The sequence below is a fragment of the Natrialba chahannaoensis JCM 10990 genome (assembly GCF_000337135.1).
In the GTDB taxonomy this organism is placed as follows: domain Archaea; phylum Halobacteriota; class Halobacteria; order Halobacteriales; family Natrialbaceae; genus Natrialba; species Natrialba chahannaoensis.
Genome location: NZ_AOIN01000008.1, coordinates 119,350 through 144,181, shown reverse-complemented (window position 1 = coordinate 144,181; position 24,832 = coordinate 119,350). Strand labels below are relative to the sequence as shown.

The following is a 24,832-nucleotide window of genomic DNA, read 5'->3' as shown; positions in this document are numbered from 1 at the left end:
GCAAACTGCACCATCTGTGTGCCCCCAGTTGTAGTTGTACAGCGCAACCTGACCGTAACAAGAAATCGAACCCTGTAAACGCCGGTCGAATCCTAACCGCGAGTGAATCTCTGATCAGTTGACTCGAGTACAAGCGGCAACTTCCTTCACCTCCGGCCGGGTTGCACACCCGCAGCTCACGGAGTTGTCCGCCGCGGGAAGTACTGCTCCCGGATTTAAACCACGCGAACACCTCGCTATCGCTCGGTGTTCTCCCCTTCAAATCAAGTCACGTTGGATACTTGCGGCTCGCGAAGTTGATCGCCGCAAACATCTGCCGCCTCCCGGATTTGAACCGGTGGAAGACATGCTCACTCGCTCTCGCTCGTTGTGCGTGACTTCCAGGGTTCAGAATCCGGTCGGATACCAGTTTTGGCGTTCACGAACGACTCGCTACGATCGACGTTTTGTTCGCGCGAAAAGTGCTGCCTCCCTGATTTGAACCTCGACCGGAGCGAAGGTCTCCCAGGTCTGAATCGAGAACTGTAGTGACTATCCGGCGAACCGTTCACTCACGTAAGAGTTTAAGTTTACGTTTGTACTCCTGCTCGGTGAGTGTTCCCTCGGCAAACCGTCGTCTGAGTATCTCTTCGGCTTCCGGATCGAGGCCGGTGCTCGAATGGACTGTTCGATCGACCATGTGGTTGCTCCCATGGGAATCAAATCGATGCGTTGCAACCCCGGTGCCGGACGGTGGCCCCTCAAGTTCATCGAGTTGGCGTTTGAATTCAGTTTCGTCTATGTCTCCACTCGCGTAGCGTGATTTGATGATCTCGACCCGACTCGTCTGACCAGAATCGGTGGTGCCATCTTCGGCATCGTCAGTAACATCCAACAGCGACGCCTTGTACAACTCGAATACGATACCGGCGAACATCACGAGAAGCATTCCCCCGACAATGAGGTACGTCCACGTTGGAACTGGATTCGAATCGAGTTCCGTGCTGGCCATCTCTCCAATCATTGTTGGGAGATAAATCAAAAGACCAAGTACCCCACACAGGACGATGAACATGAACACGTAGACGGCGATCTTTCCCTTTGGAGAGAGTGGTTCTGTCGGATAGCGGTACCTATCCGTTCTCATCAGTCCGCACCACCACATTGCAGGGCTCGCTCTACGACTGTCCCGGTGTCCACCTCAGCCGAACGAACAGACGAAACGCCGTCGTTTCTTGTTTCAGCAGGCATAGCGGTGAATAAGGATACCAGTGATATAACACCTGTCCACTGGGTTATCAATCGCTGCCGATGTCTGAATGGCGTTCACTACTCGCCGTGTTTCTCGGGGCCGTCTTCGAACCACTCGAGGCGCTCCCGAAGTTCGTTTGCATCGTCCGCATCGAGGAGTATTTTCAGCCGCTGCTCGAACTCGTGATGTCCGATCTTTCCAGTTTCGTACTGGTCTCGCAGAATGTCCATGGCTTCTCTCCCATCATACTCGTGGTGTGGCTCCTCCCGTGCAGGCTGGGATGCGTCGTGTGCAGACAGATCATGCTCGACGATGGTGGTGTCTCCTGCGGTGATACTGACAAGAGCTATTAATACCATAATTACGGGGATCAACAGGCCCAGATAAGCGCCACTGATCCCCAGGACTGGAACGGTACCCATACCACCAATCGGTAGCGGTGTGAGAATCAACGCAACGACCACCAGTCCCAGCATCCCGCCGAGACCAATGTGCAGGAGATTACCACCGTTCATAATGTATTTACTTTCAAGCAATGTGAATTAACTCTTCCGATGGAAAATTAGTTCGCTTCGCTCGGCGGTCGGATTCATACTGTCGGACAGAACTATTCGAATATCTGTCGCGCTACTGCGGCCGTCACCTTCGGAGACGGCCGCGACTTTTCGACCGACTTCTCACTGACTTCTGTCCGACAGTATCAGAGACGTGTTGCCTCCCGGATTGTGAACCACGCGAAGACGGTTGGATACCATTTTTGGCGTTCACGAACGACTCGCTACGCTCGTCGTCTTGTTCACGCCAAAAGTGCCGCCTCCCGGATTTGAACCGGGGACAGCTCGATCTTCAGTCGAGTGCTCTCCCAGTCTGAGCTAAGGCGGCTCGCACTCGTAGTTCAGGCCATGGTATAAAAAAGGATTTCGAATTGCATCCGGCCGTTACGTGACTTTCCTGACAGTGATTCTCTCACGCGGTACCCAGCTGTAGGCACCATCACCATCTGTAATGGCGAGAATACGCCGCTGGAAATCTCGGTGTAACGGCCGTCTGTTGGATATACAGATATTCAAGACACGTTTTTCCGCACTCGGCGGTAATATCGTGTTATGGGGGCACTTACCTCGAGCCAAACAGACTACGAACTATCGGCGGATACTATCCTCGAGTTACTGGCCAACCGTCGGCGTCGGTACCTCCTGTACGCCCTCCGTGGACAGGACGGTCCGATCGAACTCTCAACACTCGCAGAGCAAGTCGCTGGCTGGGAACACGATGTTCCGCCCGAGGAGGTCGCAAAGAACGAATACAAGAGCGTCTACGTCTCATCTGTCCAGTGCCACGTCCCGAAACTGGCGGATGCAGGCGTCGTCGATCACGACGAGGACAACCATACTGTCGTCCTCGCAGACAACTTTGAGCAACTCGAGCCGTACCTTCGTATCGTCGTCAAGGACGAACCTGAAAACTCGACGCTCCACACGGCGCTCGAACGGGAAGCTGGCGAGGGCTTCTTCAGTCAGATCAGAGAGAACGTCGCGCGACTCAAGCAGTGACTACTGCCAACTGACCACGACGTTCTGGCAGTTTCCCAGCCCCCGTCTCGCTCCGTGACGTGCCGGTTTCTCGTCGTACACGGTGTGTGTACTCGAGTAACGACTTGCTGCAATTTCGTTTCAACCTGTTTTCCCAGCGTGTTGTGAGCTATCGTGGGGTGAGTCTCACTGCGGAGAGTGGGGTTCGGGCGGGTTCGAACTACCTGAACTTCGCTCGCTTACGCTCGCTCGTTCCGTAATTCGAACCATGCGGCCCGCCGAGGGCGGCCCGCGATAGTGTCCGACTCCCTGCGGGAGTCGTCCACTCACCGACCTCGGCTGCACGGCCATCCATCCCTGCGGCTGCACCCAGATAGGGGATACCACTCGGCTGCTCTGGCGCTCACTAACGTGAGCCATGACAGAACTTGAACCCATTTCCGCAGAAGAAGCAGTAGAACTGTCTCTCCAATCAGCAGAAGGCGAAAAGGCAGCCAGTACCGTTCAATCTCATGGATACCGCCTTCAGCATTTCGTACGTTGGTGTGAGAAGGAAGGCCGTGAGAACCTCAACGAGTTGAGCGGACGCGACCTGCAAGCACATCTTCGCATCGAACAAATCTCTCAAGGCATCTATTACAGAGGACGGGTTTTGGAGTCGATGGGTTACTGTTGTGTTTGAAGAACAGATCTCAAAGAACAATCGGGTATCTCAGGACCGAATCATCTCGCAGTTTGAGGACGAGGCTGCAGGAATCCTAAACTGGGCGTTAGACGGGCTTGATCGACTTCGCGCTCAGGATCGCTTTACTGATTCACGAAGTCCGAGTGAGACACACCAACTCTGGACCCGATTTGGAGACGTAGTTAGCGAGTTTATTGATGTTGCTATTGAGGATCAACCGGGAAGTACTGAATTCACTGATGACCTCCACAGCCACTACGAAGAGTTCTGTTCGAAGACTCGACGGGAAGTGGCTCGAAGTCAGTATCAACTTACGGCAGAACTCAAAGAACGTGGTGTCGCCGAGTATACGAAAGAATGGGATTCCCGAAAAGGCAATTCTTCCAGTTGTTTCACAGGGATAGTGCTCCGCGATCTCGACTCAGAAGAAGTTGTACAGGACCTCGACATCTAAGACAGTAGAAAATCAAGGATTCGATTCGATAAACCGCGCCACATCAGCCGATTTACTCGACCAAATTCAAGGACTAGTATGCCGCCTATTACGTCTTCAGTCGATTACTGAGTCGATCAAATAGTGTCTCCTTGATTTTGCTGTATCGAGACGGCGGATGTGTTATACGGCGTTTTGACTTCGGCCCCTGAGGGGTAGGGGTTCTCTGCCAATCCGTCGATCTCAGATTCCGGTTAGGCCACCCTTGAGACGACCTCACCAATTTAGCAAAACCGTCATCTGTGGCTTCTAATCCGTGGTATCACTACCGGTCATCTGTACGTGTCCTTGACTAATAAAAAATATAAGTGCCATCCCAAGTGGTCGAGTCTGAATAACCGCTAACTGACAGACAGCGTGTAGACAGTGCGGAGTGGGGGTTAGATTGTGTTCCTACGATAGACATAGGGCTTTGAACCTCACTCTCTTGGAGTAGTGTACAAACACTGTTATGGAGTTTGTATACGGCCCTATGGAGAGGCTCGAAGATTCAGACACAAGAAAAACTCCCGAATAAACGGCCTATGTTGGCGTTGGCGGACGGATTATACAAATCTGCGATCTGGACTGACTGGGTCCTTCCAGCGGGTACTACCGTCCCAGTTGATATGTGCGTCTCCTCCAAAGTTGGAGGTGATGACTAGCCCTGACCGTCCCAATTCCGACGCCGACATTGACGAAATAGCGAAGTGGATGGAGGAAGATTTCGACTGGGCAGTGACTGAGGGGATCCAGAACGCTCGTGAGGAAGACGATAAGGAAAATGGAGGCTGACACCCTCCAATTCTTAGCAGTAGATAGTAGCGCAATTTCTTTATTCAGAATTGGACCTGAAACTGAATCAGGGCAGTTCGCTCATTACACGTGCATACTGACCGCTGGATGTTCTGTCAGAAATTGATATTGTTCGTAGAGTGGCGTGGAACAACTGGTGCATGTTGCAGAATGTTCGATCGCTGATTCGCTACGAGCTTTCGTACTGATCATGCCAGCGGTCCCGGTGTTGCCGGTGGGATTCAGTCAACGCGCCTGGGCGATAGTACTCCTCGTAGAATCCTTCGTCTATGTGGCCTGCTTGGAATCCCATGAACGTATGGAAAGGGGGATACGTCGCCGGAAACCGACCGTAGCGGTCGTGGATATACTCGCAGTACGCGGTTGTCGCATCGATTGCCGATTCGTCGATATCCGGAATATCGCTCGTGACCTCTTCAGGGCTCTCCCATCCAGTGTCAACCTCACTTTCCTCGACGATGTCGTGTCCCCCACGGAAGATTCCGTCATCACCGAACTTCCGCTCGTAGACCGCCCGTACCGCATCACCCATCGAGTCATAGTACGGTGGACAAAACGGCTTTAGCAGGACCTCGCTGTTTTGTTCCAGTCCTAACGGATACGACATCTCGGGGTTTTGGCCTCGAAGTCTGAGGAGTGCGGCTGTGATTCGGGGCACCGAGAGGAACTCGGTCAGCGGCTGTTCGCCCATGCGAAAGCCAAGTGCCTCGAACCATGCCTCGTCGTGGTGGGTGAAGTGAGGGAAGCCCGACAGACCCATCGCCTGACACGCCAGTCCGAGGTTCTGCAGCGCCATTCCCTGTTCGATCAGACTGGCTTCGCCGGCCAGGCGCTCGATGTAGTTGATCGTCATCACTTTCCCGTTGTTCGGGTCGTCGTCCAGAAACCCACCGTTGCTTTTCGCGAATTCGCTCAACCCCGCAGGAAGGTACAGGCGGCGTTCGTCGACGAAATAGAAGCCGGATTCCTCCCGGAGGAACTCGAACAAGGCGTTGATATACAGGTGAGTGAGTTCCGAAACTGGGAGAAAGTAGGTCGTTCCCTCCGCGTGCAGCGACCACTGATTGGCATTAATGTTGTACGGCGGTTCGACCGGGAGTGCACAGCGCTCGTCTGCGACTTTGACACGCATCCGACGCCACGCCTCGACGAATTCGTCCTCAGCAATCAGACGCATAATGTCGACCAGTTCGTCCGCCGGAATGTCCTGTGGCCGGCGCGCCAGCCAGGTCGCGTCATCCTGGATGACGAACATCGCCATCGAGTTGACGGCGTCCGCGCTGCTTATCGTCCGGCCGGCCAGACCGGCCATCATGTTTCCGCCCTCGCCTTCATTGTATGTCCAATCGAGCAGTGGCGGACCGGTAATTCCGCAGGCGGCAAAGACCAACAGCGCCGTTTCGGTTTCGGTCAGCGGCTGGGGGTCGCGGTCGCTGGTGTACGCAGTCGGTCCACCTTCGATCTCTATCCCAGTGGAAAATCGACGCGAACGACGCTTCCGGAGCGCTTCGAGCAACGAATATGACGAAAACGCTGACTCCCCAGTTGTCTTCTTGGATTCTGTCTCCGAGGCTTGGGAAGGGTTACCGTCTTCTCCATTTGTATCACTAGAGTCAGTATCATCCCCATTTGTGTCATCTAATGAGTCTGATATGACGCTACTGGGAATGCTTTCATCTTCAGCAGCTTTCTCTTCTAAGGACTCTTCTGAAACCTTCTCGGCATCTTCTTCAGCCTCATTAACTGCTTCTAACTCTTCCTCTGCCACTATATCTGCATCCTCAGGTGGAGCCTTGTTTTGTTCTTCGCTCTTCTGTAGGAGATTGTTGATACTGGTCAGTTGTCGCTGTGGAATCGAAGAGAGCAAGGACACCGCGTCAGCGGTGTCCGTTAGGCATGATTCCGCTAGATGTGTTTGGGTCGGAATCGGTCGCAGCGGACCTGTTACAGCAGGTTCGCTGGCGTAACGGTGTTACTTGCCCTCGCTGCCGTTCTGACCGCACGGTCAAGAACGGCAGCTATGGGCACTTTCAGCGCTATCTCTGTAAGAATTGCGACCGCACGTTCAACGACAAGACCGGCACAATCTTCGCCCATTCGAAAGTCGCTCTCAGAAAGTGGCTGTTCTCGATTTACGCGTTTCTCCGGTTTAACACGAGTTTTCGCCAACTTCAGCTAGAGATCGACGTCCAGTACAAAACGATCTACCAGCGCGTCGAGCGCTTCACGAAGGCGCTCGACGCACCTTCGCTCGACCTTGTCGGACCGGTCGAAATCGATGAAGTCTACGTTTCTGCAGGGCTGAAAGGCCGCGAGCGCGACCAAGAGTCGCGCTCGCGTGGCCTGTCCACGCGTGGGCGAGGAACGTACGAGCAGGACAACCCGCCGGTGTTCACGATCGTCGATCGTGGCACCGGCAACCGATACGTTATCCCCGCGAAATCAGCCGACGAATCGACGATTCGGCTCCTTCTCGCAAACCGCGAGAAGGAGCCCCTAACCGTCTACACTGACGGATTTCGAGCCTACGATCCGCTGGACGAGGACGACGCATTCGACCGCGAATACGTCGTCCACGGCGACGGCGAATACGCTGACGAAAACGTTCACGTCAACACCTGCGAGAGCCACGGATCGCTGCTGCGACCGTGGCTCTCGCCTCATCGAGGCATCTCAAAAGATAAGCTCACACAGTATCTCCGAGCGTTTCAACTTCGACGCAAGCTACTGCGGAAACCAGGGAGAGAAGCGCTCAAACACGCTATCAAAGCCACACTGTGAAATCAACAAAGTGCTACACAAGAGCGTTGTTCTTTTTCATCACTTTCATCCTCTCCGTCATTACTTGTGCTGTCAGATATGTTGGATAGAACGATCGGAGTACCTATAAATCACCTCTGCGAATTGCGACCTTTAGATGTTAGAGTGCTTGATTTTAATAGAAAGAACTAGGTTGCTTCAGTGCGAACATGGCCATGAGTGCTAGACAGCGAGGTGGCGGGTGCACAGCGTGGTTCGGATCTACGACGATACCCCCACGGCAAGGGTGTCAAAATCGACTGCCGTGCTGCGAATCAAACACGTGCAGAGGAGTAGTGGGCTCGGGCGGGTTCGAACCACCGACCTCGGCCTTGTAAAGGCCGCGTCATAACCAGCTAGACCACGAGCCCGTATCCGGAACAAGACCCCCCGTCCGAATAACCTTTACTTTCTCGCGTCGCACCGCAGGTATGGTTCTCGAGTGGGTCTGGAAAAGTCTGCTTGCCGTTGCTGCACTCCTGCTCATCACCGTATTGGCCTTCCAAACTGGCCTGATCGCCGACCCATGGGCGGACGACACCCGCACCCTCCACGTGCTCGATGAGGACAGCGAGCCCAAAGCGACCGTCGAGGTCGAGCTCGCAGACACGCCCATGGAGCGCTACACAGGCCTGAGCGATCACGACTCTCTAGAGGACGGCGAGGGAATGCTGTTCATCCATGCAAGCGAAGGCGAACGAACCTACGTCATGCGGGACATGGACTTCGACATCGATATCATCTTCATCGACGCTGATCGCGAAGTCACTTCGATTGAACATGCCCGCGCGCCCGAGCCTGGCGAGGATGGCGAGGCACTCGAGTACACCGGGCAGGGAGAGTGGGTTCTCGAAGTGCCACGGGGCTACGCGAACCAGACTGGGATGGAACCGGGTGACGAGGTTACACTCAGTGAGGAGTGATCTCCGAACCGATGTGGTCTGATGTGTTTCGATTCGTAGCAAACTCTTATTGCCAGTCAGGCCACAGGTGCGTATAATGGCCGGCGTCGACTGGGACGAAGACGATCCGTTCGAGGAGCAACGTGAGCAGGCAGAGAGTCCAATGCGCCGGCTCATATTCGATTACGGACGTCCGTACTGGTTTTCGATGACCATCGGCCTCATCTCGAGCGTGTTTGCGCGTGCGTTAGATCTATTACCGGCACTGTTGCTCGCGGTTGCGATCGACTCGATCTTTGGCGAGCAGGCGTTCCACGAGCAGGTTCCGCTGTCCGTTCTGCCGGAGGCGTGGCTCCCGACGTCGCCGGAAGAGCAGTTCGTGTTCGTCGTCGTTGTGGTCGCGGGATCGTTCGTCCTCGGGGCGGTGTTTCACTGGCTGCGAAACTGGGGATTCAACTCCTTCTCGCAGGATGTCCAACACGACGTGCGAACGGCGACGTATGACAAGATGCAGCGCCTCGACATGGAGTTCTTCTCGAACAAGCAGACTGGCGAGATGATGTCTGTGCTCTCGAACGACGTCAACCAACTCGAGCGCTTCCTCAACGAGGGGATGAACTCGGCAACCCGGCTGATCGTGATGGTGTTCGGGATCACCTTCCTGCTGTTCTGGCTCAACCCACAACTGGCGCTAGTTTCGCTCGCGCCTGTCCCGTTGATCGCTATCTTTACGTACATTTTCGTCCAGAAGATACAGCCGAAGTACGCCGCGGTTCGCTCTTCGGTCGGGAAGGTCAACTCCCGACTCGAGAACAACCTCGGTGGTATTAACGTGATCAAGTCCTCGAACACCGAGGAGTATGAGTCCGACCGCGTCAACGACGTTTCGCGGAAGTATTACAACACTAACTGGGACGCCATCTGGCTGCGGATCAAGTTCTTCCCCGGCCTGCAGGTCATTTCGGGCATCGGTTTCGTCCTGACGTTCCTGGTCGGCGGTTACTGGGTGCTCATGGACACCGCACCTGGTCCGTTCACGGGAACTCTCGAGACCGGTGTCTTCGTCGCGTTCATCATGTACACCCAGCAACTCGTCTGGCCGATGGCCCAGTTTGGACAGGTCATCAACATGTACCAGCGCGCGGAGGCCTCGAGCGAGCGTATCTTCGGGCTGATGGACGAACGAGGCCGCATCGAACGCGACGAGGATGCCAACGAGATCGAGATCCGAGACGGTCGAGTCGAGTACGACAACGTCAGTTTTAGGTACGACGACGAACTGCACGACTCCGATAACGCTGTTGACGGTAGCGATGGCGACGGAACCCCGGAAGCGGACCTGATCATCGACGACATCAGTTTCGATGTCGACGGCGGCGAGACGGTCGCACTCGTCGGGCCAACGGGGGCGGGCAAGTCGACCGTCCTCAAACTCCTCCTCCGCCTCTACGACGTCAATGAGGGGGCGATCCGCATCGACGGGCAGGATGTCCGCGATGTCTCGCTGGCCAGTCTTCGCCAGTCGATGGGCTACGTCGGCCAAGACTCGTTCCTCTTCTACGGCACCGTCGAGGAGAACATCACGTACGGCACCTTTGGCGCGGACCGCGAAGAGATCGTTGAGGCCGCCAAAGCTGCCGAGGCCCACGAATTCATCCAGAACCTCCCCGAGGGGTACGACACGATGGTCGGCGAGCGCGGCGTCAAACTCTCCGGCGGCCAGCGCCAGCGCGTCGCCATCGCCCGCGCGGTCCTCAAGGATCCTGACATCCTCATCCTGGACGAGGCGACCAGCGACGTCGACACGGAGACTGAGATGCTCATCCAGCGCTCGATCGACGACCTGACCGAGGACCGAACCACGTTCGCCATCGCTCACCGCCTCTCGACGATCAAGGATGCGGATCAGATCCTCGTCCTCGAGGACGGCCGAATCGTCGAACGCGGGACGCACGACAAACTCCTGCAGAACGAAGGTCTCTACTCGCACCTCTGGGGCGTCCAGGCCGGCGAAATCGACGAACTCCCACAGGAGTTCATCGAACGCGCCCAGCGCCGACACGCGCGGACGGAGATCAGTGACGACTGAGACGGTCTGCTGAAACGATTTGCTGGCGTATCCGCAGGACAGGTCGCGGCTACGCCAGAAACGATGTACGGCAGTCCGTCCGACTGCGACCCGTAATATTTTATTAACTTGACACCAGTTCCAGGAATAGTGCCCCGAACCCCGCTGTTCGATCCAACGACGTACTTCCGCTCTCGACCCAATCTCCTCCCTCTCGGCGCGGGCGTCTTCGTCTGTCACATGGTGCTCGAACTCGCCGGCGTCTACGTCTTCATTAGGGCGTTTTTCGCACAGGTCCAGGGACTCGATGCACAACTCGAACGTCAGGTGCTGTCGATTATCGGTATCGGTCTCGTTTTCAGCGCAGTTATCTTCGTCGTGGCGTGGCTCGTCGTCGCCGCAGTCATGCACTATGGCAGTGGGGGATCCGCGACCGACGGCTCGTTCACGGATGCACTCGCGGTCGCCGGTTGGGCCTACGCACCGGAGATCGTGTTCTTCGCACCGTCGATGTGGTACGGCTGGCAGTCTCTCAGTTCCCTCTCGCTCGAGAGTTCTGATCCGGCGAGGCTCGCCGCCGAAGTCGACGCTGCCACCACACAACTCGAGTTCACCATCGTCTCGATGGTGCTGTTCCTGCTCGTGACAAGTTGGAGCGTTTACATCCTCGCGTACGGCGTCTCTGAAACGCACGAGGTCCCGGTCAGCACGGCGCTCGCCCCGGCGGTTCTGATCGCTCTCGGATCTGCACTGCTGTTCGTGCTTGGCTAGCCTCCTACCCTAGAACGACTCCTGCTCGCGTTGGCCCTCCTGGTCCGGCGCGCCCTCGTCTTGTCTGTCCTCGCCCGCCGCGGGCGGTGTTCGATCGCTGTAGTTCTTCCGCCCAATCGCCGCGTCGCCGACCATGTTCATAATCGCCTGTTCGACCTCTCCGTAGTCTCGGTACTCTTCCTCGTTCAGCGGTCCAATGACCTCCGCCAGTGTCGCCGTTTCCTCACTCATCTCGAGTTCCGTGTCGCCATACTCCTCGAGTAACTCGTCCTGACTGATTGGGTACGACACCGACTCGAGTTTGTCGCCGAGGTCGCCCAGTTCGACGCCGAGTTCGCGGCTATCGTCGGTCATAGTGATCGTTCGCCCATTGGTCGGAAACCGGTTGACCTTGCGTTCGCCACGGCGGTGTACAGATGGCCTTCTGGCTCTCGAACGGCGTGTCACGCGTCACGCACCGGGAGTCACGAGTCACCGACGGTTTCATGTCCGAACGCCGAGCCTATGCTGCTATGGACCTCGCCAGTGCCACCTGGACCGACGTGGGGGAACTCGAGACCGACCTTGCGGTCGTCCCCGTCGGCAGCACGGAACAGCACGGCCCGCACGCGCCGCTTGGAACCGACGTGCTCACGGCCGAGGCAGTCGCAGACGCCGGTCTCAAGCGCGTCGACCGCGACGTACTCCGAGCGCCAGCGATCCCGATCGGCGTCGCCGAGGAACACCGCCAGTTCCCCGGCACGATGTGGGTCTCGCCGGACACTTTCCGGCGCTACGTCCGCGAAGCTGTCCAGAGCCTGGCCCACCACGGCGTCGAGCGCGTCGTCCTCGTCAACGGTCACGGTGGCAATGTCGATGCCCTCCGGGAGGTTGGTGCGCGCCTCACGCGCGACGGCGACGCCTACACTGTCCCGTTCACCTGGTTCAACGCAGTCGGTGAGCACTCCGCCGATATGGGTCACGGCGGGCCACTCGAGACAGCCCTCCTTCGACACATCGAACCCGACCTGGTCCGCGAAGCCCGCATCGAAGAAGCGCGCGACGGCGCTGCCGATGGCTGGGGTGAGTGGACGAGTTACGTCAATCTAGCCTACGATTCCGCACAATTTAGCGAAAACGGTGTTGTTGGGGACCCAACCGAGGGTGACGAGGCACGAGGCGAGGAGCTACTCGAGTTGGCGGCCGAGTCGCTGGCGCGGTTGCTGGATGCGGTTGCGGAGCGGGATGTGTCGGTGCCCGATGGCCGGTAGTTGTCGTCTGTAGCGGGTAGCGGGTAGCGGGTAGCGCGCAGCTAGTAGCCGGTAGCCGGTAGCCGGTGTCGCGGACGGACCTGAAACGACGTTATTCTTCGTCGTTTTCGTTTTCGTCTTCGTCGCTGTCATCAGCCGTCTCTGCTTCTTCGGCCTCGTCTTCGTCATCTGCATCAGGGCCGGCGTCCTCGAGTGCCCCGCGAAGCGCTGGAACCGTTGCGGTGAGGTCACCGACCTGCTCGCCGGCCTCGCTGATGTCCGCGATGGTTTCCTCGAGGGCGGCAATCTCTGCTTCGAGGTCCTCGGCGTCGTCGAAGGCGTCGGCGCGCTGGCCCATGGTGAACCACTTCTTGGCGTCGCGGAGGTGGTCTTCGGCATCGCCGGCGTCGAGCGCGGAGTTGAGTGCGTTGAGTACACCGAGGACGTTGTCTGCGTCGACCTCCCACACGTCGTCTGAGTCGGGGAGGGCGTCCCAGGCGTCCGCGAGCGAGGATTCGACATCCTCGCGCATTTCGTTGGCCGCTTCGCCGAAGAGTTCCTCGTCGTCGCCGAGTGTCGCTTGGCTCATGTCACCACGTTCACGGTCACCGAGGTTAAAAGGTCGCCCGAAAGTGAAAGTGAAAATGGCCGGGAGCGAATCGGTACTGTCCGAACGGCGCGTTGGTTTCGAAAGGAAGGTCGTCTGTACACTGTGCGGTCCGTTTGTCTCTTCCCTTGCACCGTCTCTCCTCGTCTGCTGCCTCTCCAATCTCGTTGTCTCCTCCCGTTTCACCGTCCTTTCCATTTCTCCGTCCTTCACCGCCTCCTCCCGTCTCACCATCCCTCAGTCGCCCGCGTTGCGGCCACTCACGGAAACCACCTTCATCAGCGGGTAGCCGTCCTCCATCGCCATCTGTGTGACGACCTCGTGGCCCTCGTAGTCGACGACGATCTCGACCTCGAGGAACCGTCCGGTCAGCTCGGTGTAGTCGGCTGCCGACGCAGCGAGTTCGGACTCGAGTTCGTCGGTGCGGACGTCGACAGTCACGTCGACGCAGTGGGGCTGGTTCTCGATGGATGCTTCCATCGCGTGGGCGAGACTCGGCGCGCTGTCTGGTGAGACGGGTGTGCCGGCGAACTGGTGGTAGAGCGTTCCGAATTTGATGCCGGCTTCGAAGCAGGCGGTTTCGGCGGTCGTCGGGGTTGTCGATGCTGTCGCCGTTGTCGAGTTGCCTGGCTCGGACTCGTCGCTGTCGCTCATAGTCGTGGTTTCGCGGGCGTGATGGAAGGCCGTTCCGTTCGCCGTTCCACCTCATCGACCGCCGTGTGACAACCACGTACGTCCCGGTCTAGAACCGCATGGTTCTTATCGACGCTTTGCCTCACACCGAACGAATGGCACAGTCGGTCCTGCTTACCGGGGCTGCGGGGCGCGTCGGAACGGCGATCCTCGCCGACCTCGCGGACAAACACGAGTGGCGGCTGATGGATCGCGACCCGATGACAGAGGACCATCCGGGCGAATACGTCGTCGCGGATATCACTGACGAGGAAACCGTCCGCGAGGCGATGGCAGACATTGACGTGGTCATCCACCTCGCGGGCGATCCGCGTCCGGAAGCACCGTGGGATAGCGTCCTGACGAACAACATCGACGGCACGCAGACGGTTTTCGAGGCCGCAGTCGACGCCGGGGTCGAAAAGGTCGTCTTCGCCTCCTCGAATCACGCCGTCGGTGCGTACGAAACCGACGAACGCACCCCCGAGATGTACCGCGCGCACGACGACTACCTACTCGATGGGACGGAACTCCCGCGGCCGGGGAATCTCTACGGCGTCTCCAAGGCGGCCGGCGAATCGCTCGGGCGGTACTACCACGACGAACACGGCCTCTCCGTCGCCTGCGTCCGCATTGGCAACCTCACGAAAGGCCATCCGCCGATCGACTACGAACGCGGGCAGGCGATGTGGCTCTCCTACCGTGACTGTGCACACCTGTTCGACCGCTGCATCCGGGCGGACTACGAATTTGAGATCGTTTACGGCATCTCCGACAACGACCGCAAGTACTACTCGATCGATCGCGCGAAAGCGTCGCTCGGGTACGAACCGCAGGATAACTCCGCCCAGCACGACTGACCGCGAGTCGCGTTCGTTGTGTCGCTAGGCGCTCTCTCTTCTCCGCTCTTCGCGTGCCGCCTCAGAACAGCCCTTCCACATCTGACTCCTTCGCTTGCCGCCGATCGACATGTCCCGCTAGCCGCTGAGCGACGATTCCGCGGTGAGCATCCTCGCGGACGAAATCGAACAACAGCGAAATGAACGTGCTATCGTCCTCGCCCGCCGCCAGATCACGCTCGGCGTACTCGAGTGCTTGCTCGATTGGACCTCCCTCATAGCCGAGTTCGTCGGCAAGAACGAGCGCGGCGATCGCCGTCGCGTCGAACCCGAGATCCTCGCGTGTCGGCACGTCTCCCTCGTGTTCGATGCGGACGGGTGGACGCCGTTCGACGAGTTCGGGATCGGCGGCGAGCGCGGCGAGGAACGAGCGCAGAGGTGAGAGTCGAACGTCGCGATATGTGGGTGGAAGATCGGCGAGGTACTCGAGTGCGCTTTCGGCCAGCCCAACCGCTCCTTCCCAGTTTTGGGTGTGTGCGTGGTGGACGGCGGCGGTGGCCTGGATGAGTCCGTGGAGTAGTTGCTCGTCGTCGGTGCCGGTGTCGAGGTCGAGCCAGTGGTCCTCCCAGGCGTCGTGGGCGGCGTGGTAGAAGCCGTCGTTGTAGATGGCGATGCCGGCCCGGAGGTGGTCGCGCATAGGTTGGTGTCTGTCGGTCAGTATTCGGGGGACAGTGGAGAGGGTATCGGTGGCTGTTTCTCACGAGGGCGGTATGGCTCTCTCCGATCGAGTGTTGCTGCTGATGCTGTTCTGGTGCTCACGTTGTTGCTGTTCTGGTGCTGATGGTAGTGTCAGGAACTGAAAGTGCCGGATACGTACCGCCTCCGGCGGGGCGGGCAGACAACTGTCGAAACGGAGAGTGCGGCCAAACCATGACGGAAACTGGACGCCGGGATGCACTCTCTGACCGGTTACTCGCCGCCACCGGTGAGGCGGTACTCGTTCCGAGCACGGAAGCGCATATTACTATGAACGGTATTCCGAGCGGTTAGGAACTCGTTATGTCGACCGAAATCGTCCTATGCCGGCCCTATGTGACCTGTGTCAGGATGGCTGTGGGTCCGAGTGAGCCGATGAGCGCACTCGCTACTCGCCGTCCCAGTTCCAGCGGAACTGTCCATCTCGCTGGACGACCTCACCGTCGATTTCGAGCCGCGACTCTTCGCTCACGTCGGTGATCATGTCGACGTGGACCGCCGAGTCGTTACCCGTCTCGCCTTCTGGCAGGCAGGCGTCGTAGGCCCGGCCGAGCGCCAGGTGGATCGTCTCGCCCATCTTCTCGTCGAAGAGGATGTTGTCAGTATAGCGGTCGATGCCGCGGTTCATCCCGATCCCCAGTTCGCCCAGTCGGCGCGCGCCCTCGTCTGCATCGAGAATGTTGTCGATGACGGCTTCGCCCTGATCGGCGCTGTAGTCGACGACCTCGCCGCCCTCGAACTCGAGTCGGACGTTCCGGACGGCGTCCCCGCGGAGCGTCATCGGCACGTCGAAGGTAACCTCGCCTTCGGTGGCGGCGGGCGCGGTGAAGACCTCGCCGCTCGGGAGGTTGTGTGAGTCGTAGGCGACCGAGGCGGCGCTGTTGACTGCCGTTCGGTCCTCGATACTCATCGTGAGGTCGGTTCCCTCGGAAACGAGTCGGACCTCGGAGCCCTCGTCGAGGAGTTCTTTCATGTTCGCCATCTCGTCGGCCAGCGACTCCCAATCGCGCAGAATCGCGTCGTAGGCGAACTCCTGGTACTCCTCGTAGGCCATGTTAGCCTGCTGGGCGAGCGAGCGGTTCGGGTGCACAGTCGATACCCAGCGCGCATCGTAGCGCGCCTCGCGGATCTCGTCACGAGCCTGACGGTGTGCAGTACGGGTCTCTCCGGGTACGTCGGCCGTCGCGCTCGTGTTCCGTCCGCCGCGAATCGAGAGGTAGACGTCCGTTTCCTCCATGAGTGCACGCTCGTGGCTTGGATTCTCGTCGAACTCGTCGTCGTGGGCCCGGAGGTACGCTCGTGTGACCTCACCGGAGCTGTAGGTCGCGAGGAGGTTTGCGCCACGCTCGCCGAGTTTCTCGGCGACTGCGACGGCAAGTTCGTGGGCGTCGGGGCCGACGGAGAGAACGACGTTGTCGCCGGCCTCGACACGCGCGCTCCAGTCCACCAGTACCGCCGCGTGCTCGCGGATGCGTTCGTCCATACCGGCACGTGCGAGTGCCCCTTTAAAATCGTCATCGTTTGACTTCACACAGTTCCGGCGAGCCGAGAGTCCTGGTTCCACTCAAGTCGACGCTTCGACCGCTCCAGAGCCGTTCCGCGAGCGGACGAACGAGACGATCGCGTAGACCACAGGTGTATCGAGAACCGCAATTGCGAGCTTCAACAGATACTGGCCGATGATCAGACCGACGACACCCTCGAAGCCGGGGTAGAAGCCAACGCCAAGAGTCAGCGGCGCGATCGCGAACGCGATCGAGACGAAGATCACCGTGTCGATCGCCTGGCTGCTCGCCGTCGAGGCGATGTTTCGCAGCCAGAGCTTCTCACGGCCGGTCCGATCTCTGATCCAGTGAAAGACGAGCACGTCCCAGTTCTGGCTGACGACGTAGGCGAGGAGACTCCCGATGACAATGTTCGTCGACGCACCGAGCACGCTTTCGAACTCGCTCGCGACTGCCGGATCCTGTGCTGGCGCGGCGATCGTCGACCAGATGAGCACGAGGACGACGAAGTTCAGCGCGAACCCGACGTTGACGACGACCTGTGCCGCCCGTCGCCCGTACAGTTCGGCATAGCAGTCACTCGCCAGAAAAGTTAGGGCGTACGCGAGCGCTGCACCCGGCAACACGAGTTCCGCGCCTGTAACTGGGAGTGCAAACGGCAGGGAGAACTCGAGTACCTTCGCGGCTGTCACCTGGGCGGTGACGAGTGCGGCGACGAAGAGGCCGATCAGCGAGACGTGGGTTACGGTAGGTGTGGCTGTCGGTGGGTCGGCCGCGGTTCCGCGCTGGTGTTCCATACCCGCGGGCTCTCTGGCGAGTGTACCTAAACGATGCTGTTTATTCGCGGGTCGGAGTCACTCAGTTAGTCGACGACAACGCTCACCGCCGGCACTGCCCGACGTTGGGTGACCCTACGACACCCCTAATGAAAACATTCGATATCGAAGCTACTCGGTACACCTGCCGAGAACGGCTGTCTGGCACCATATCGGCGTCCTCACCGAACATCATCGGGAACCGTCGTTTCCAGGCTGATCCGTCAATTGACTGCGAGTAGTTGACGGAAACGCACGTTAGATTGCCTGAAACTCCGATCTATTGCCTGATACGCCGTAGATAACAAATAGCCGCTGTCGTGGTGTGGGTGTATGGGTGAAACATGGACGATCTGACCGGATTCCAGCGGGACCTCCTGTATGTCATTGCAGGAGCGGACCAGCCATCCGGCCAAGACGTAAAGGACGAGATCGAGACCTACTACAGCGCCGAGATCAATCACGGGCGGTTGTATCCAAACCTCGACACGCTCGTGAACAAAGAACTCGTCGAGAAGGGAGAACTCGATCGACGCACGAACTACTACGCGATCAGCAACGAGGGTAGACAGGTAATCGACGATCGCCGCGAGTGGGAGCGCCAGTACGTCGATACCTGACCGCCGAGCGCATTCAGATCGCTCTGTCCTTCTCTGTCTCGCCGTCGATCAAACGATGGACCGTAGCGATTGAAAATTTCCGCTGCTCGGGTGCAGATCGCGCCCGAATCATGGCAATATGTTGCCGTCGTGTCGGCGTCTGTCGTCGATTCGATTACGGTCCGTCTCGAGTACGGTGGACATCGATTCGCCCGTTTCGTTCGGGTTCGGTCCGGGAAGCTCTGATCGACGGTCGGTGACCAACTCGTCGTCGGCCGACCGAGCCGTCGGCTCTCGAACTGGTGGGTGTCTACAGGAGCCGCGTAAGTCCGGGCGGCCGGTAGGTGGTGGCGGTGGTGAATTGTTGCCGACCCGGACAGTTGCCTGTTCCGGACGTGGGGTCATTAAACCAACTGTCTTGTGTACGCTGTTTGCCCTGTCGACGAGACGGAAACGGTTGCGAGTACTGATAACTGGTCCGCTCATCTATGTGGTGTGATACTGTGGGGCAACCTTATTGACGGGTGCGACCGTATCCCCTGGCATGCGGTTCGTGATTATCGGCGCTGGCCGAGTCGGCCTTCGGACGGCGCGCGTCCTGCGCGAGGAAGACCACGACGTGACGATCATCGAGCGCGACGAGGCGATGATCCGGCGCGCTCGCACACAGTCGTTTACCGTCATCGACGGTGACGGGTCCCGTGAAGCAGTCCTCGAGGAAGCCGGCGTTGCAGACGCCGACGCTCTCGGTGCGCTGACCGGCGACCTGAACGTTAACTTCACCGCCTGCATGATCGCCAAACATCACGGCTGTCGGACGGTCATGCGAATCGATGAGGCCTATCGTGAGGGAATCTACCGCAAGTACGCAGAAGAAGTCGACGAGGTGATCTACCCCGAACGTCTCGGCGCGATCGGCGCGAAAAACGCACTCTTGGGCGGGACAATTCGCGCGATTGCGGACATCGCCCAACACCTCCAGATCGTCGAACTGACGATCACCGACGAGGCACCCGTCAACGGCTACACCATCAGCGAACTGCAACTACCCGGGGACGCGACCGTTCTCGCGTTCGGTAAGCAAGAGCAGTCGCTCGGCATCCCCTCCGAGGACGAGTCGCTCGCGCTCGGCGACCGACTCGTCGTGCTCGCCGACTTCGACGTGTTGAGCGAGGTCAGACAGCTACTGGTCGGTGCGGATTCGAACGAGGCAACGACAACGATTGATACCGATACTACAACTGGAGGACTCAACTAATGGTTACAGCATTCGTCATGATCAAAGCGAACACCGGCGAGGCGGATCGACTGCGAAGTGATATTACGGGAATCGAGGGCGTTGAGTCGGCCCATATCGTCGCCGGTGACGTCGATCTCATCGCCAAAGCGATGGTCGACACACCCGCCGCAGTCAAGGAGATTGCAGCGACCCAGATACAGGGCATCGAGGGCGTCGAGGACACGCAGACGTATATCGCGATGGACTAATACCTCACAGCGGAACGTTTCCGTTCCCCTGCCCATCCTCGTGTCCCTGCTCCGGTCCGGACATCCCGTCTGCAGCCTGCTGCCCGCGACTCTGTGCACTCTCTAGCAGCGTCGCCGCCGAGCCCTCGTACTCGTAGCCAGGAATGATTCCCTGGGCGTACGTCCCCTCAACGTACTCGATCAGCGCTTTCGCATCCGCAACGCCGTTGGCTGCATCCCACGCGGTGAACTCGAGTTCCACCGTCACCGTCTCGTCGTGTCGCTCGACGCCTGGGTCCTGGTGGGTATCCGTTTGTGCGACGGTGAAAACGTCCGCAAGCCGCCGCTCGAACGTTTCGAACCAGCTGTCTTCGACGATGGGAGCGACGGTTTCACCTGCGACGGCACTGTTGAGGGCTGGGACCGTGACCTCGACGGTGAGCTGTCCATCACGCGGCTCTGGAGCATCGGTTGCGGTCACGCGCGCGTCGAACACGGTGGTCGTTAGTTCGTACTGTTCGGGGTCCTCGTCAGTCGGGTCGGCTGGGTCGAACGAATCGTGGGCCGCGAGTTCACGGTCGATCGCCTCAGGAAGGGATGTCATATGAGTGTCTCAAGGGACGGGCGTCGGCGAAAAGGGTGTTACGTTCGTTGACCAACAGTCCGCTGTAGCCACCTGGCGGTTGCACCCGTCACGGTTGCAAGTAGATTCGTTCACTATCTATCTTACTCGAGTGCGACTGTCACGAGAATGGAGTGGCTACTCATCCCGAGAGTCGCCTGTAGGGAACTGTTACGGCTCAAAACCGCACGCAGGTGCAGCATTGTTTCACGATCGTAGTCGCCTCTTTCGCGTGGAAACGACGTGCATTACTACAACCACTACCGACGTATTTCGTTGGCATGGATCTCGATAGACACGCTGCTGAACGTCGCCGCTTTGCCCGTCTCCTCGGAACTGATGGCGACCTCGGCTCTGGCCTTCCGATCGGTGCCGTTTCGGATCATCGTCCATCCCCACCCGACGATGACGATGTGTCATCGCAGTCACGCGCGGCGGATGATGCGGACAGTGAATCGGACACCAGCTAAGACGAACATCCTCTTTTTCTCGTTCGTTTTCCCTCGATACAGAACTTTCGTGGAGGCGTCGCTGGGAGACTGGGCCGTGTTCGTCTGTTCAGTGGCCGCCTTCCGCCTTTCCGCTCTTGCTCACACCGGGTCGTCGGCATCGCTGAGAACGGTATCCAGTGCTGTCGCGACCTCCTCGAAATCCTTCAGCGTGAGGCCGTCGGTTGTAATAATGACGCCCTTGCTCTCGGTGGTAACCCGGAGTAGAAACCCGTTATCGAAGACGCGGATGGTGTAGTTGTACTCGCCGAGTTCGGACCGTTCGTAGGCGGTCTTGACAGTTTTGAAGCCACGCCACTCGTGGCCGATGAACGTCGAGAGGTCGGCATCGCGCTCGAGATCGTCGCGGAGATAGAGTTGGTCGTAGTCGTCGCGGGTGAAGTACGTGACCGAGCGGAGGCTGTCACCGATTGCGGTGCGACAGGTCGTGATAATCCGTTCTGCAGCCGCGGACGTGAGGAGCCCCGTGGTCATACTACCCGATACCTCAACCTCGGATACCTTAACAGCGGTGGACACGGAAGACGTGAGAACGGAGTCACCGGTAAGGCCAGGAGAACAGCGTGCCGTCCCAGGCGCTGTTCGTGACGAGGTTTCGAACACCCAATTGGTCGAGGTGCGACCAGATACGTGTTTGCAACTCGGTGGAGGCGTACAGGTCCCAGTGAGGCGACAACCAGAGTGCTGCGGTTGCGTCTCTCGTTCGATTGTCGCCGCGGTCGTCTCGCGTATCAGCTTCGAGCCACGTAGCGATAATCTCGAGGACAGTTGCAGCCTGGTCAGGGTCGATCCCGAGATCGAACGATCCGGCGGTTGGCCCTTCCTGGGCGGCAATGGCCCGTTCGACCGCCTCGTCGGTTCTCTCCGATCCGTCGGCGGTAAGATACGGGTTCAAGACGTGACCGGCCAGCGCCTTGAGCGCGTGTCCACGCAACACGGTCGGTTCGGTCGTGTCTTTGATTGCCTCGAAGAGAAATGCCCGATCGGCCGCATCGAACGGCTCTTGAACGATGTTTCGGGCAACACCAGTCGAGGGGTTCTTGATGACGTTGTACGTGTGACGTTCCCAGCATTCTTGCGCCGCGCGCAGACGCACACCTTTGTCCCCTGTGCGGACGAGAAGAGCGACATCCGCTCGGCGAATGACTGTATCGATATTGGATCGAGTCCCGCCCCTGAACCCGTGTTCCCGGTAGATGTCGGCGACGACATCCGTCGCGTGGTGTTCCGGTGAGCCGTCGTACTCCTCACGGAGCGACAGCGTCCGGCCGTCCCGTTCGTACAACCGTCCGACTGTCTCGTCTTCGGGGTCGAACTCGAGAGTGAGCAGTCGCTCGACACCCTCTGGAGGCGCATCGAGCACCGGCCTGGGATCGAACACCATCTGATCGGGTTCGGAAGCCATCTTCTGATCAGCTTTCACGACGAGGTTTCCACACACCGACGAGATGATCACCTGTCCGAGATGTTCCCGGAGTTCGTTTCGGAGCGTGAACGTATCAACATTCTCACCACCCGATTCGTCTGATTTCACGTCCTTGCCACTCACAGTACCCGATAATCGCTGTCCATCTTCCGTGGCCGGATCTCGGAGCCAACCCGGCTTCGAACCCGGTTCGCTGGAAGCTGCCAGACCGTACGAGATGGCATCTTCAAGCACCGAGTCAGTACCGTCTTCGCGCGGCAGTTCGACCGTTACCGTCGTCCACTGCTCCATCCTGTTCGTCGAACCCATTATCTTAGCACTTCATTGTACGTATTACTCAAAGAATATAACAGTGTCCACCTCTGACGACCTTCAAGTCGGTAGTTAGACCGACTCGATCGCCTGGTCCAGATCCGCGATGATGTCGTCGATATCCTCGATGCCGACCGAAATACGAACGAGGTCGTCTGTGACACCGCTGGCCGCCTTCTCCTCGTCGGTCAACTGCTGGTGGGTCGTACTCGCCGGGTGAATGATCAACGTCTTGGCGTCGCCGACATTCGCCAGTAGGCTGGCGAGGTCGACCTCGTTGCAGACCGTTTCCGCGGCATCGTACCCGTCCTTGAGTCCGAAGGTGATCATGCCGCCGTATCCTCCCTCGAGATACTCGCTCGCCTCCTCGTGGGTCTCGTGGCTCTCGAGGCCTGGGTAGTTGACCCAGGAAATCTTCTCGTGGTCCTCGAGGTACTCGGCGACAGCCATCGCGTTCTCCGAGTGCTTCTCCATTCGCAGCGGAAGGGACTCGAGTTTCTGGAGCGTGACCCAGGCGTCGAACGGTGACTGCTGGTTGCCCAGGTCGCGCAGCCCGCGGGTGCGAGCGGCGATAGCGAAAGCTTGCTCACCGAACGTCTCGTAGAAGTTGATGCCGTGGTAGGCCGGATTCGGCTCGGTCAGTTCGGGGTAATCCCCCTCTCCCCAGGGGAACGAGCCGCCGTCGACGAGGATGCCGCCGACCGTCGAACCCGCGCCGTGAATCCACTTCGTCGTCGAGTTCCAGACGAGGTCCGCGCCGTGCTCGAGTGGCCGGCACAGGTAGGGTGTGGCGAAGGTGTTGTCGACGAACAGCGGGACGTTGTGCTCGTGTGCGATATCGGCAATTCGCTCGATGTCCGGCGTGACGAGCGCGGGGTTGCCAATCGTTTCGAGGTGGACGAAGGCGGTATCGTCGTCGATTGCCTCGGCGTAGGCGTCGTAGTCGAGCGTGTCGACGAATTTCGTCTCGATACCGCGCTTTGCCACCGTATGGGTGAGGTAGGTGTAGGTCCCGCCGTACAACGAGGCAGACGAGACGATGTTATCGCCGACCTCCGCAAGGATAAACGTCGCAAGATCGAATGCGGCCATCCCCGACGACGTGGCGAGCGCGCCAATGCCGCCCTCGAGTTCGGCGATGCGCTCCTCTAACATCGCGTTCGTCGGGTTCATGATCCGCGAGTAGATGTTGCCGAACTCCTCCAGCCCGAACAGGGCCGCGGCGTGGTCCGTGTCCTCGAACTCGTAGGAGGTCGTCTGATACAGTGGCGGCGCACGCGCGCCTGTCGTCGGATCTGACTCCTGACCGGCGTGGATGCTGCTCGTCGCGAACTGCCGTTCGTTGTTGTCGTCTCCCATAGGAGGATCTCACAGCGAGCAGACGTAAAGCTGAGAGTAGCTGCAATATCAGTCGTGGTAGATGACACTCGACTCCCGAACGGAACTCCACACTCTGTACTCGAGTAGCCCCCGGTGAGATCACAAGCGCGGCGTACAGTTTCAAGTGCGCAGTCGCGAATGACTTGGCTGATGACCGATGACGGGCTGACTGACGGGGTTGTACGAGCCGCCGACGACGAGAGTGACTCCGACTCACCGGCACCGCGATCTGCTATCAGTGACGAACTCGATGTGCCCGACTGTCCGCCGAACCCCGACGAGGCGGCTCACGTCCTTCCCGACGAGAAACTCGCCTATCCCGAGTTCGCGTTCGACGCCGACAAGATGGCCGCGGACGGCCACTTCAATCTCGAGCAGTCACTCGACCGTGACGAACTGGGTGACTGGCTTGAGGCCCTTGCTGCCGGCCTCGAAAGCCACGATGTCGCGGTCTCGACGACTGATGAATTCGCTATCTTTGGTGTCGGGAGCGGTGACGCTGCGATTTCGTTCGAATCTGACGACACCGATACCGACACTGGTGCCCACACGGGAACACTCGAGGTAATGTTCTCGCTGAACGCGAAACTGATGACGTTCTCGGACGACCCTGACGAACGCCACGCGGGCGCTCGCGCCGGGGAGGGGTTCATTCCACTCGAAATGCTCACGTCCGACGCAGCGCCGTCGTCGTTTCGGTGCTACAACTGGATCGACGACCCACTCGGTGACTCGAGTGCCGATCCATCCGACGATCCGGCTACCGATTTGGCCGACGACTCTTGATTCGCTTGCATCCGCTGCAGACGACTCACGCC

At 58.9% G+C, this 24,832-nt stretch carries 28 protein-coding genes and 2 tRNA genes; 14 read left to right on the top strand and 16 right to left on the bottom strand.

Annotated elements, in window-relative coordinates; genetic code table 11:
• Positions 1-547 precede the first annotated feature (547 nt).
• From C482_RS00675 to C482_RS00665, 3 genes are all read right to left on the bottom strand, one after another.
• Positions 548-1,126, bottom strand: a complete 579-nt coding sequence (locus tag C482_RS00675) for an SHOCT domain-containing protein (protein WP_006165393.1) — start codon at positions 1,124-1,126, stop codon at positions 548-550.
• 182 nt (positions 1,127-1,308) lie between these two features.
• On the bottom strand, positions 1,309-1,746 hold the full coding sequence (locus tag C482_RS00670; RefSeq protein WP_049896364.1) for an SHOCT domain-containing protein: 438 nt from the start codon (positions 1,744-1,746) through the stop codon (positions 1,309-1,311).
• Between the two features lie 293 nt (positions 1,747-2,039).
• Positions 2,040-2,113 (bottom strand) — tRNA-Phe (locus tag C482_RS00665).
• A 224-nt stretch (positions 2,114-2,337) separates the two neighbouring features.
• On the opposite strand from C482_RS00665, the gene C482_RS00660 reads away from it, so the two are divergent.
• The 3 genes from C482_RS00660 to C482_RS21435 all read left to right on the top strand — a co-directional run bounded on the left by C482_RS00660 (position 2,338) and on the right by C482_RS21435 (position 4,715).
• Positions 2,338-2,784, top strand: coding sequence for a DUF7344 domain-containing protein (locus C482_RS00660; RefSeq protein WP_006165391.1), 447 nt, complete (start codon positions 2,338-2,340; stop codon positions 2,782-2,784).
• 653 nt (positions 2,785-3,437) lie between these two features.
• Positions 3,438-3,902: a hypothetical protein gene (locus C482_RS00655; protein WP_006165389.1), complete on the top strand. Its 465-nt coding sequence runs from the start codon at positions 3,438-3,440 to the stop codon at positions 3,900-3,902.
• A gap of 675 nt (positions 3,903-4,577) precedes the next feature.
• Positions 4,578-4,715 (top strand): hypothetical protein, encoded by a 138-nt coding sequence (locus tag C482_RS21435; RefSeq protein ID WP_161605582.1) that lies wholly within the window; start codon positions 4,578-4,580, stop codon positions 4,713-4,715.
• A 190-nt stretch (positions 4,716-4,905) separates the two neighbouring features.
• Here C482_RS21435 and C482_RS00650 read toward each other — a convergent pair whose 3' ends face one another.
• Positions 4,906-6,504 (bottom strand): hypothetical protein, encoded by a 1,599-nt coding sequence (locus C482_RS00650; RefSeq protein WP_206537125.1) that lies wholly within the window; start codon positions 6,502-6,504, stop codon positions 4,906-4,908.
• Positions 6,505-6,632: 128 nt separating this feature from the next.
• Here C482_RS00650 and C482_RS00645 point away from each other — a divergent pair, with 128 nt between their 5' ends.
• Positions 6,633-7,517 (top strand): IS1595 family transposase, encoded by an 885-nt coding sequence (locus C482_RS00645; protein ID WP_006165386.1) that lies wholly within the window; start codon positions 6,633-6,635, stop codon positions 7,515-7,517.
• 315 nt (positions 7,518-7,832) lie between these two features.
• On the opposite strand, the gene C482_RS00640 is transcribed toward C482_RS00645, so the two are convergent.
• A tRNA-Val gene (locus C482_RS00640) sits at positions 7,833-7,906 on the bottom strand.
• Positions 7,907-7,966: 60 nt separating this feature from the next.
• Here C482_RS00640 and C482_RS00635 point away from each other — a divergent pair.
• From C482_RS00635 to C482_RS00625, 3 genes are all read left to right on the top strand, one after another.
• Positions 7,967-8,458 carry a DUF192 domain-containing protein gene (locus C482_RS00635; protein ID WP_006165385.1) on the top strand — a complete coding sequence of 164 codons (492 nt, stop codon included), beginning with the start codon at positions 7,967-7,969 and terminating at the stop codon, positions 8,456-8,458.
• 76 nt (positions 8,459-8,534) lie between these two features.
• Positions 8,535-10,526, top strand: a complete 1,992-nt coding sequence (locus C482_RS00630) for an ABC transporter ATP-binding protein (protein ID WP_006165384.1) — start codon at positions 8,535-8,537, stop codon at positions 10,524-10,526.
• 129 nt (positions 10,527-10,655) lie between these two features.
• The gene (locus C482_RS00625) at positions 10,656-11,276 is read left to right on the top strand and encodes a YIP1 family protein (protein WP_006165383.1); all 621 of its coding nucleotides are present in this window, start codon (positions 10,656-10,658) and stop codon (positions 11,274-11,276) included.
• Positions 11,277-11,285: 9 nt separating this feature from the next.
• Here the strand turns inward: C482_RS00625 and C482_RS00620 are convergent, their stop codons facing one another.
• Positions 11,286-11,630, bottom strand: a complete 345-nt coding sequence (locus C482_RS00620) for a DUF5789 family protein (RefSeq protein WP_006165382.1) — start codon at positions 11,628-11,630, stop codon at positions 11,286-11,288.
• Between the two features lie 158 nt (positions 11,631-11,788).
• Between C482_RS00620 and C482_RS00615 the strand changes: the two genes are divergently transcribed.
• Positions 11,789-12,526 (top strand): creatininase family protein, encoded by a 738-nt coding sequence (locus tag C482_RS00615; protein WP_006165379.1) that lies wholly within the window; start codon positions 11,789-11,791, stop codon positions 12,524-12,526.
• Between the two features lie 91 nt (positions 12,527-12,617).
• On the opposite strand, the gene C482_RS00610 is transcribed toward C482_RS00615, so the two are convergent.
• Positions 12,618-13,094 carry a DUF5790 family protein gene (locus C482_RS00610; protein WP_006165378.1) on the bottom strand — a complete coding sequence of 159 codons (477 nt, stop codon included), beginning with the start codon at positions 13,092-13,094 and terminating at the stop codon, positions 12,618-12,620.
• A gap of 255 nt (positions 13,095-13,349) precedes the next feature.
• Positions 13,350-13,766 carry a dihydroneopterin aldolase family protein gene (locus tag C482_RS00605; RefSeq protein WP_006165373.1) on the bottom strand — a complete coding sequence of 139 codons (417 nt, stop codon included), beginning with the start codon at positions 13,764-13,766 and terminating at the stop codon, positions 13,350-13,352.
• A gap of 134 nt (positions 13,767-13,900) precedes the next feature.
• Between C482_RS00605 and azf the strand changes: the two genes are divergently transcribed.
• Complete coding sequence (gene azf / locus C482_RS00600) at positions 13,901-14,644, top strand: NAD-dependent glucose-6-phosphate dehydrogenase Azf (protein WP_006165371.1); 744 nt, start codon at positions 13,901-13,903, stop codon at positions 14,642-14,644.
• Positions 14,645-14,705: 61 nt separating this feature from the next.
• On the opposite strand, the gene C482_RS00595 is transcribed toward azf, so the two are convergent.
• The 3 genes from C482_RS00595 to C482_RS00585 all read right to left on the bottom strand — a co-directional run bounded on the left by C482_RS00595 (position 14,706) and on the right by C482_RS00585 (position 17,681).
• On the bottom strand, positions 14,706-15,320 hold the full coding sequence (locus tag C482_RS00595; RefSeq protein ID WP_006165370.1) for a DUF309 domain-containing protein: 615 nt from the start codon (positions 15,318-15,320) through the stop codon (positions 14,706-14,708).
• 447 nt (positions 15,321-15,767) lie between these two features.
• The gene (locus C482_RS00590) at positions 15,768-16,862 is read right to left on the bottom strand and encodes an aminopeptidase (RefSeq protein ID WP_006165368.1); all 1,095 of its coding nucleotides are present in this window, start codon (positions 16,860-16,862) and stop codon (positions 15,768-15,770) included.
• 81 nt (positions 16,863-16,943) lie between these two features.
• Positions 16,944-17,681, bottom strand: a complete 738-nt coding sequence (locus tag C482_RS00585; RefSeq protein WP_006165367.1) for a queuosine precursor transporter — start codon at positions 17,679-17,681, stop codon at positions 16,944-16,946.
• Between the two features lie 362 nt (positions 17,682-18,043).
• Here C482_RS00585 and C482_RS00580 point away from each other — a divergent pair, with 362 nt between their 5' ends.
• Positions 18,044-18,319 carry a PadR family transcriptional regulator gene (locus tag C482_RS00580; RefSeq protein WP_006165366.1) on the top strand — a complete coding sequence of 92 codons (276 nt, stop codon included), beginning with the start codon at positions 18,044-18,046 and terminating at the stop codon, positions 18,317-18,319.
• Positions 18,320-18,427: 108 nt separating this feature from the next.
• Here the strand turns inward: C482_RS00580 and C482_RS00575 are convergent, their stop codons facing one another.
• On the bottom strand, positions 18,428-18,703 hold the full coding sequence (locus C482_RS00575) for a hypothetical protein (RefSeq protein ID WP_049896363.1): 276 nt from the start codon (positions 18,701-18,703) through the stop codon (positions 18,428-18,430).
• Between the two features lie 139 nt (positions 18,704-18,842).
• Between C482_RS00575 and C482_RS00570 the strand changes: the two genes are divergently transcribed.
• Positions 18,843-19,556, top strand: coding sequence for a potassium channel family protein (locus tag C482_RS00570; RefSeq protein ID WP_006165364.1), 714 nt, complete (start codon positions 18,843-18,845; stop codon positions 19,554-19,556).
• Positions 19,556-19,786, top strand: a complete 231-nt coding sequence (locus C482_RS00565; protein WP_006165363.1) for an Lrp/AsnC family transcriptional regulator — start codon at positions 19,556-19,558, stop codon at positions 19,784-19,786. Before C482_RS00570 ends, C482_RS00565 begins: the two co-directional genes overlap by 1 nt.
• Before the next feature lie 4 nt (positions 19,787-19,790).
• On the opposite strand, the gene C482_RS00560 is transcribed toward C482_RS00565, so the two are convergent.
• Positions 19,791-20,369, bottom strand: a complete 579-nt coding sequence (locus C482_RS00560) for a DUF5813 family protein (protein ID WP_006165361.1) — start codon at positions 20,367-20,369, stop codon at positions 19,791-19,793.
• Positions 20,370-20,668: 299 nt separating this feature from the next.
• On the opposite strand from C482_RS00560, the gene C482_RS00555 reads away from it, so the two are divergent.
• Complete coding sequence (locus tag C482_RS00555) at positions 20,669-20,857, top strand: hypothetical protein (RefSeq protein WP_006165359.1); 189 nt, start codon at positions 20,669-20,671, stop codon at positions 20,855-20,857.
• A gap of 120 nt (positions 20,858-20,977) precedes the next feature.
• Here the strand turns inward: C482_RS00555 and C482_RS00550 are convergent, their stop codons facing one another.
• From C482_RS00550 to C482_RS00540, 3 genes are all read right to left on the bottom strand, one after another.
• On the bottom strand, positions 20,978-21,370 hold the full coding sequence (locus C482_RS00550; protein ID WP_006165357.1) for a DUF7522 family protein: 393 nt from the start codon (positions 21,368-21,370) through the stop codon (positions 20,978-20,980).
• Between the two features lie 64 nt (positions 21,371-21,434).
• Positions 21,435-22,613: a hypothetical protein gene (locus C482_RS00545; RefSeq protein WP_006165355.1), complete on the bottom strand. Its 1,179-nt coding sequence runs from the start codon at positions 22,611-22,613 to the stop codon at positions 21,435-21,437.
• A gap of 93 nt (positions 22,614-22,706) precedes the next feature.
• A complete protein-coding gene (locus C482_RS00540) occupies positions 22,707-23,993 on the bottom strand; it encodes an O-acetylhomoserine aminocarboxypropyltransferase/cysteine synthase family protein (protein WP_006165354.1) in 1,287 nt (428 codons plus the stop codon).
• A 171-nt stretch (positions 23,994-24,164) separates the two neighbouring features.
• Between C482_RS00540 and C482_RS00535 the strand changes: the two genes are divergently transcribed.
• Entirely contained in the window at positions 24,165-24,800 is a 636-nt protein-coding gene (locus C482_RS00535) for an amphi-Trp domain-containing protein (protein ID WP_006165352.1), read from the top strand.
• The last annotated feature ends 32 nt before the right edge of the window (positions 24,801-24,832 follow it).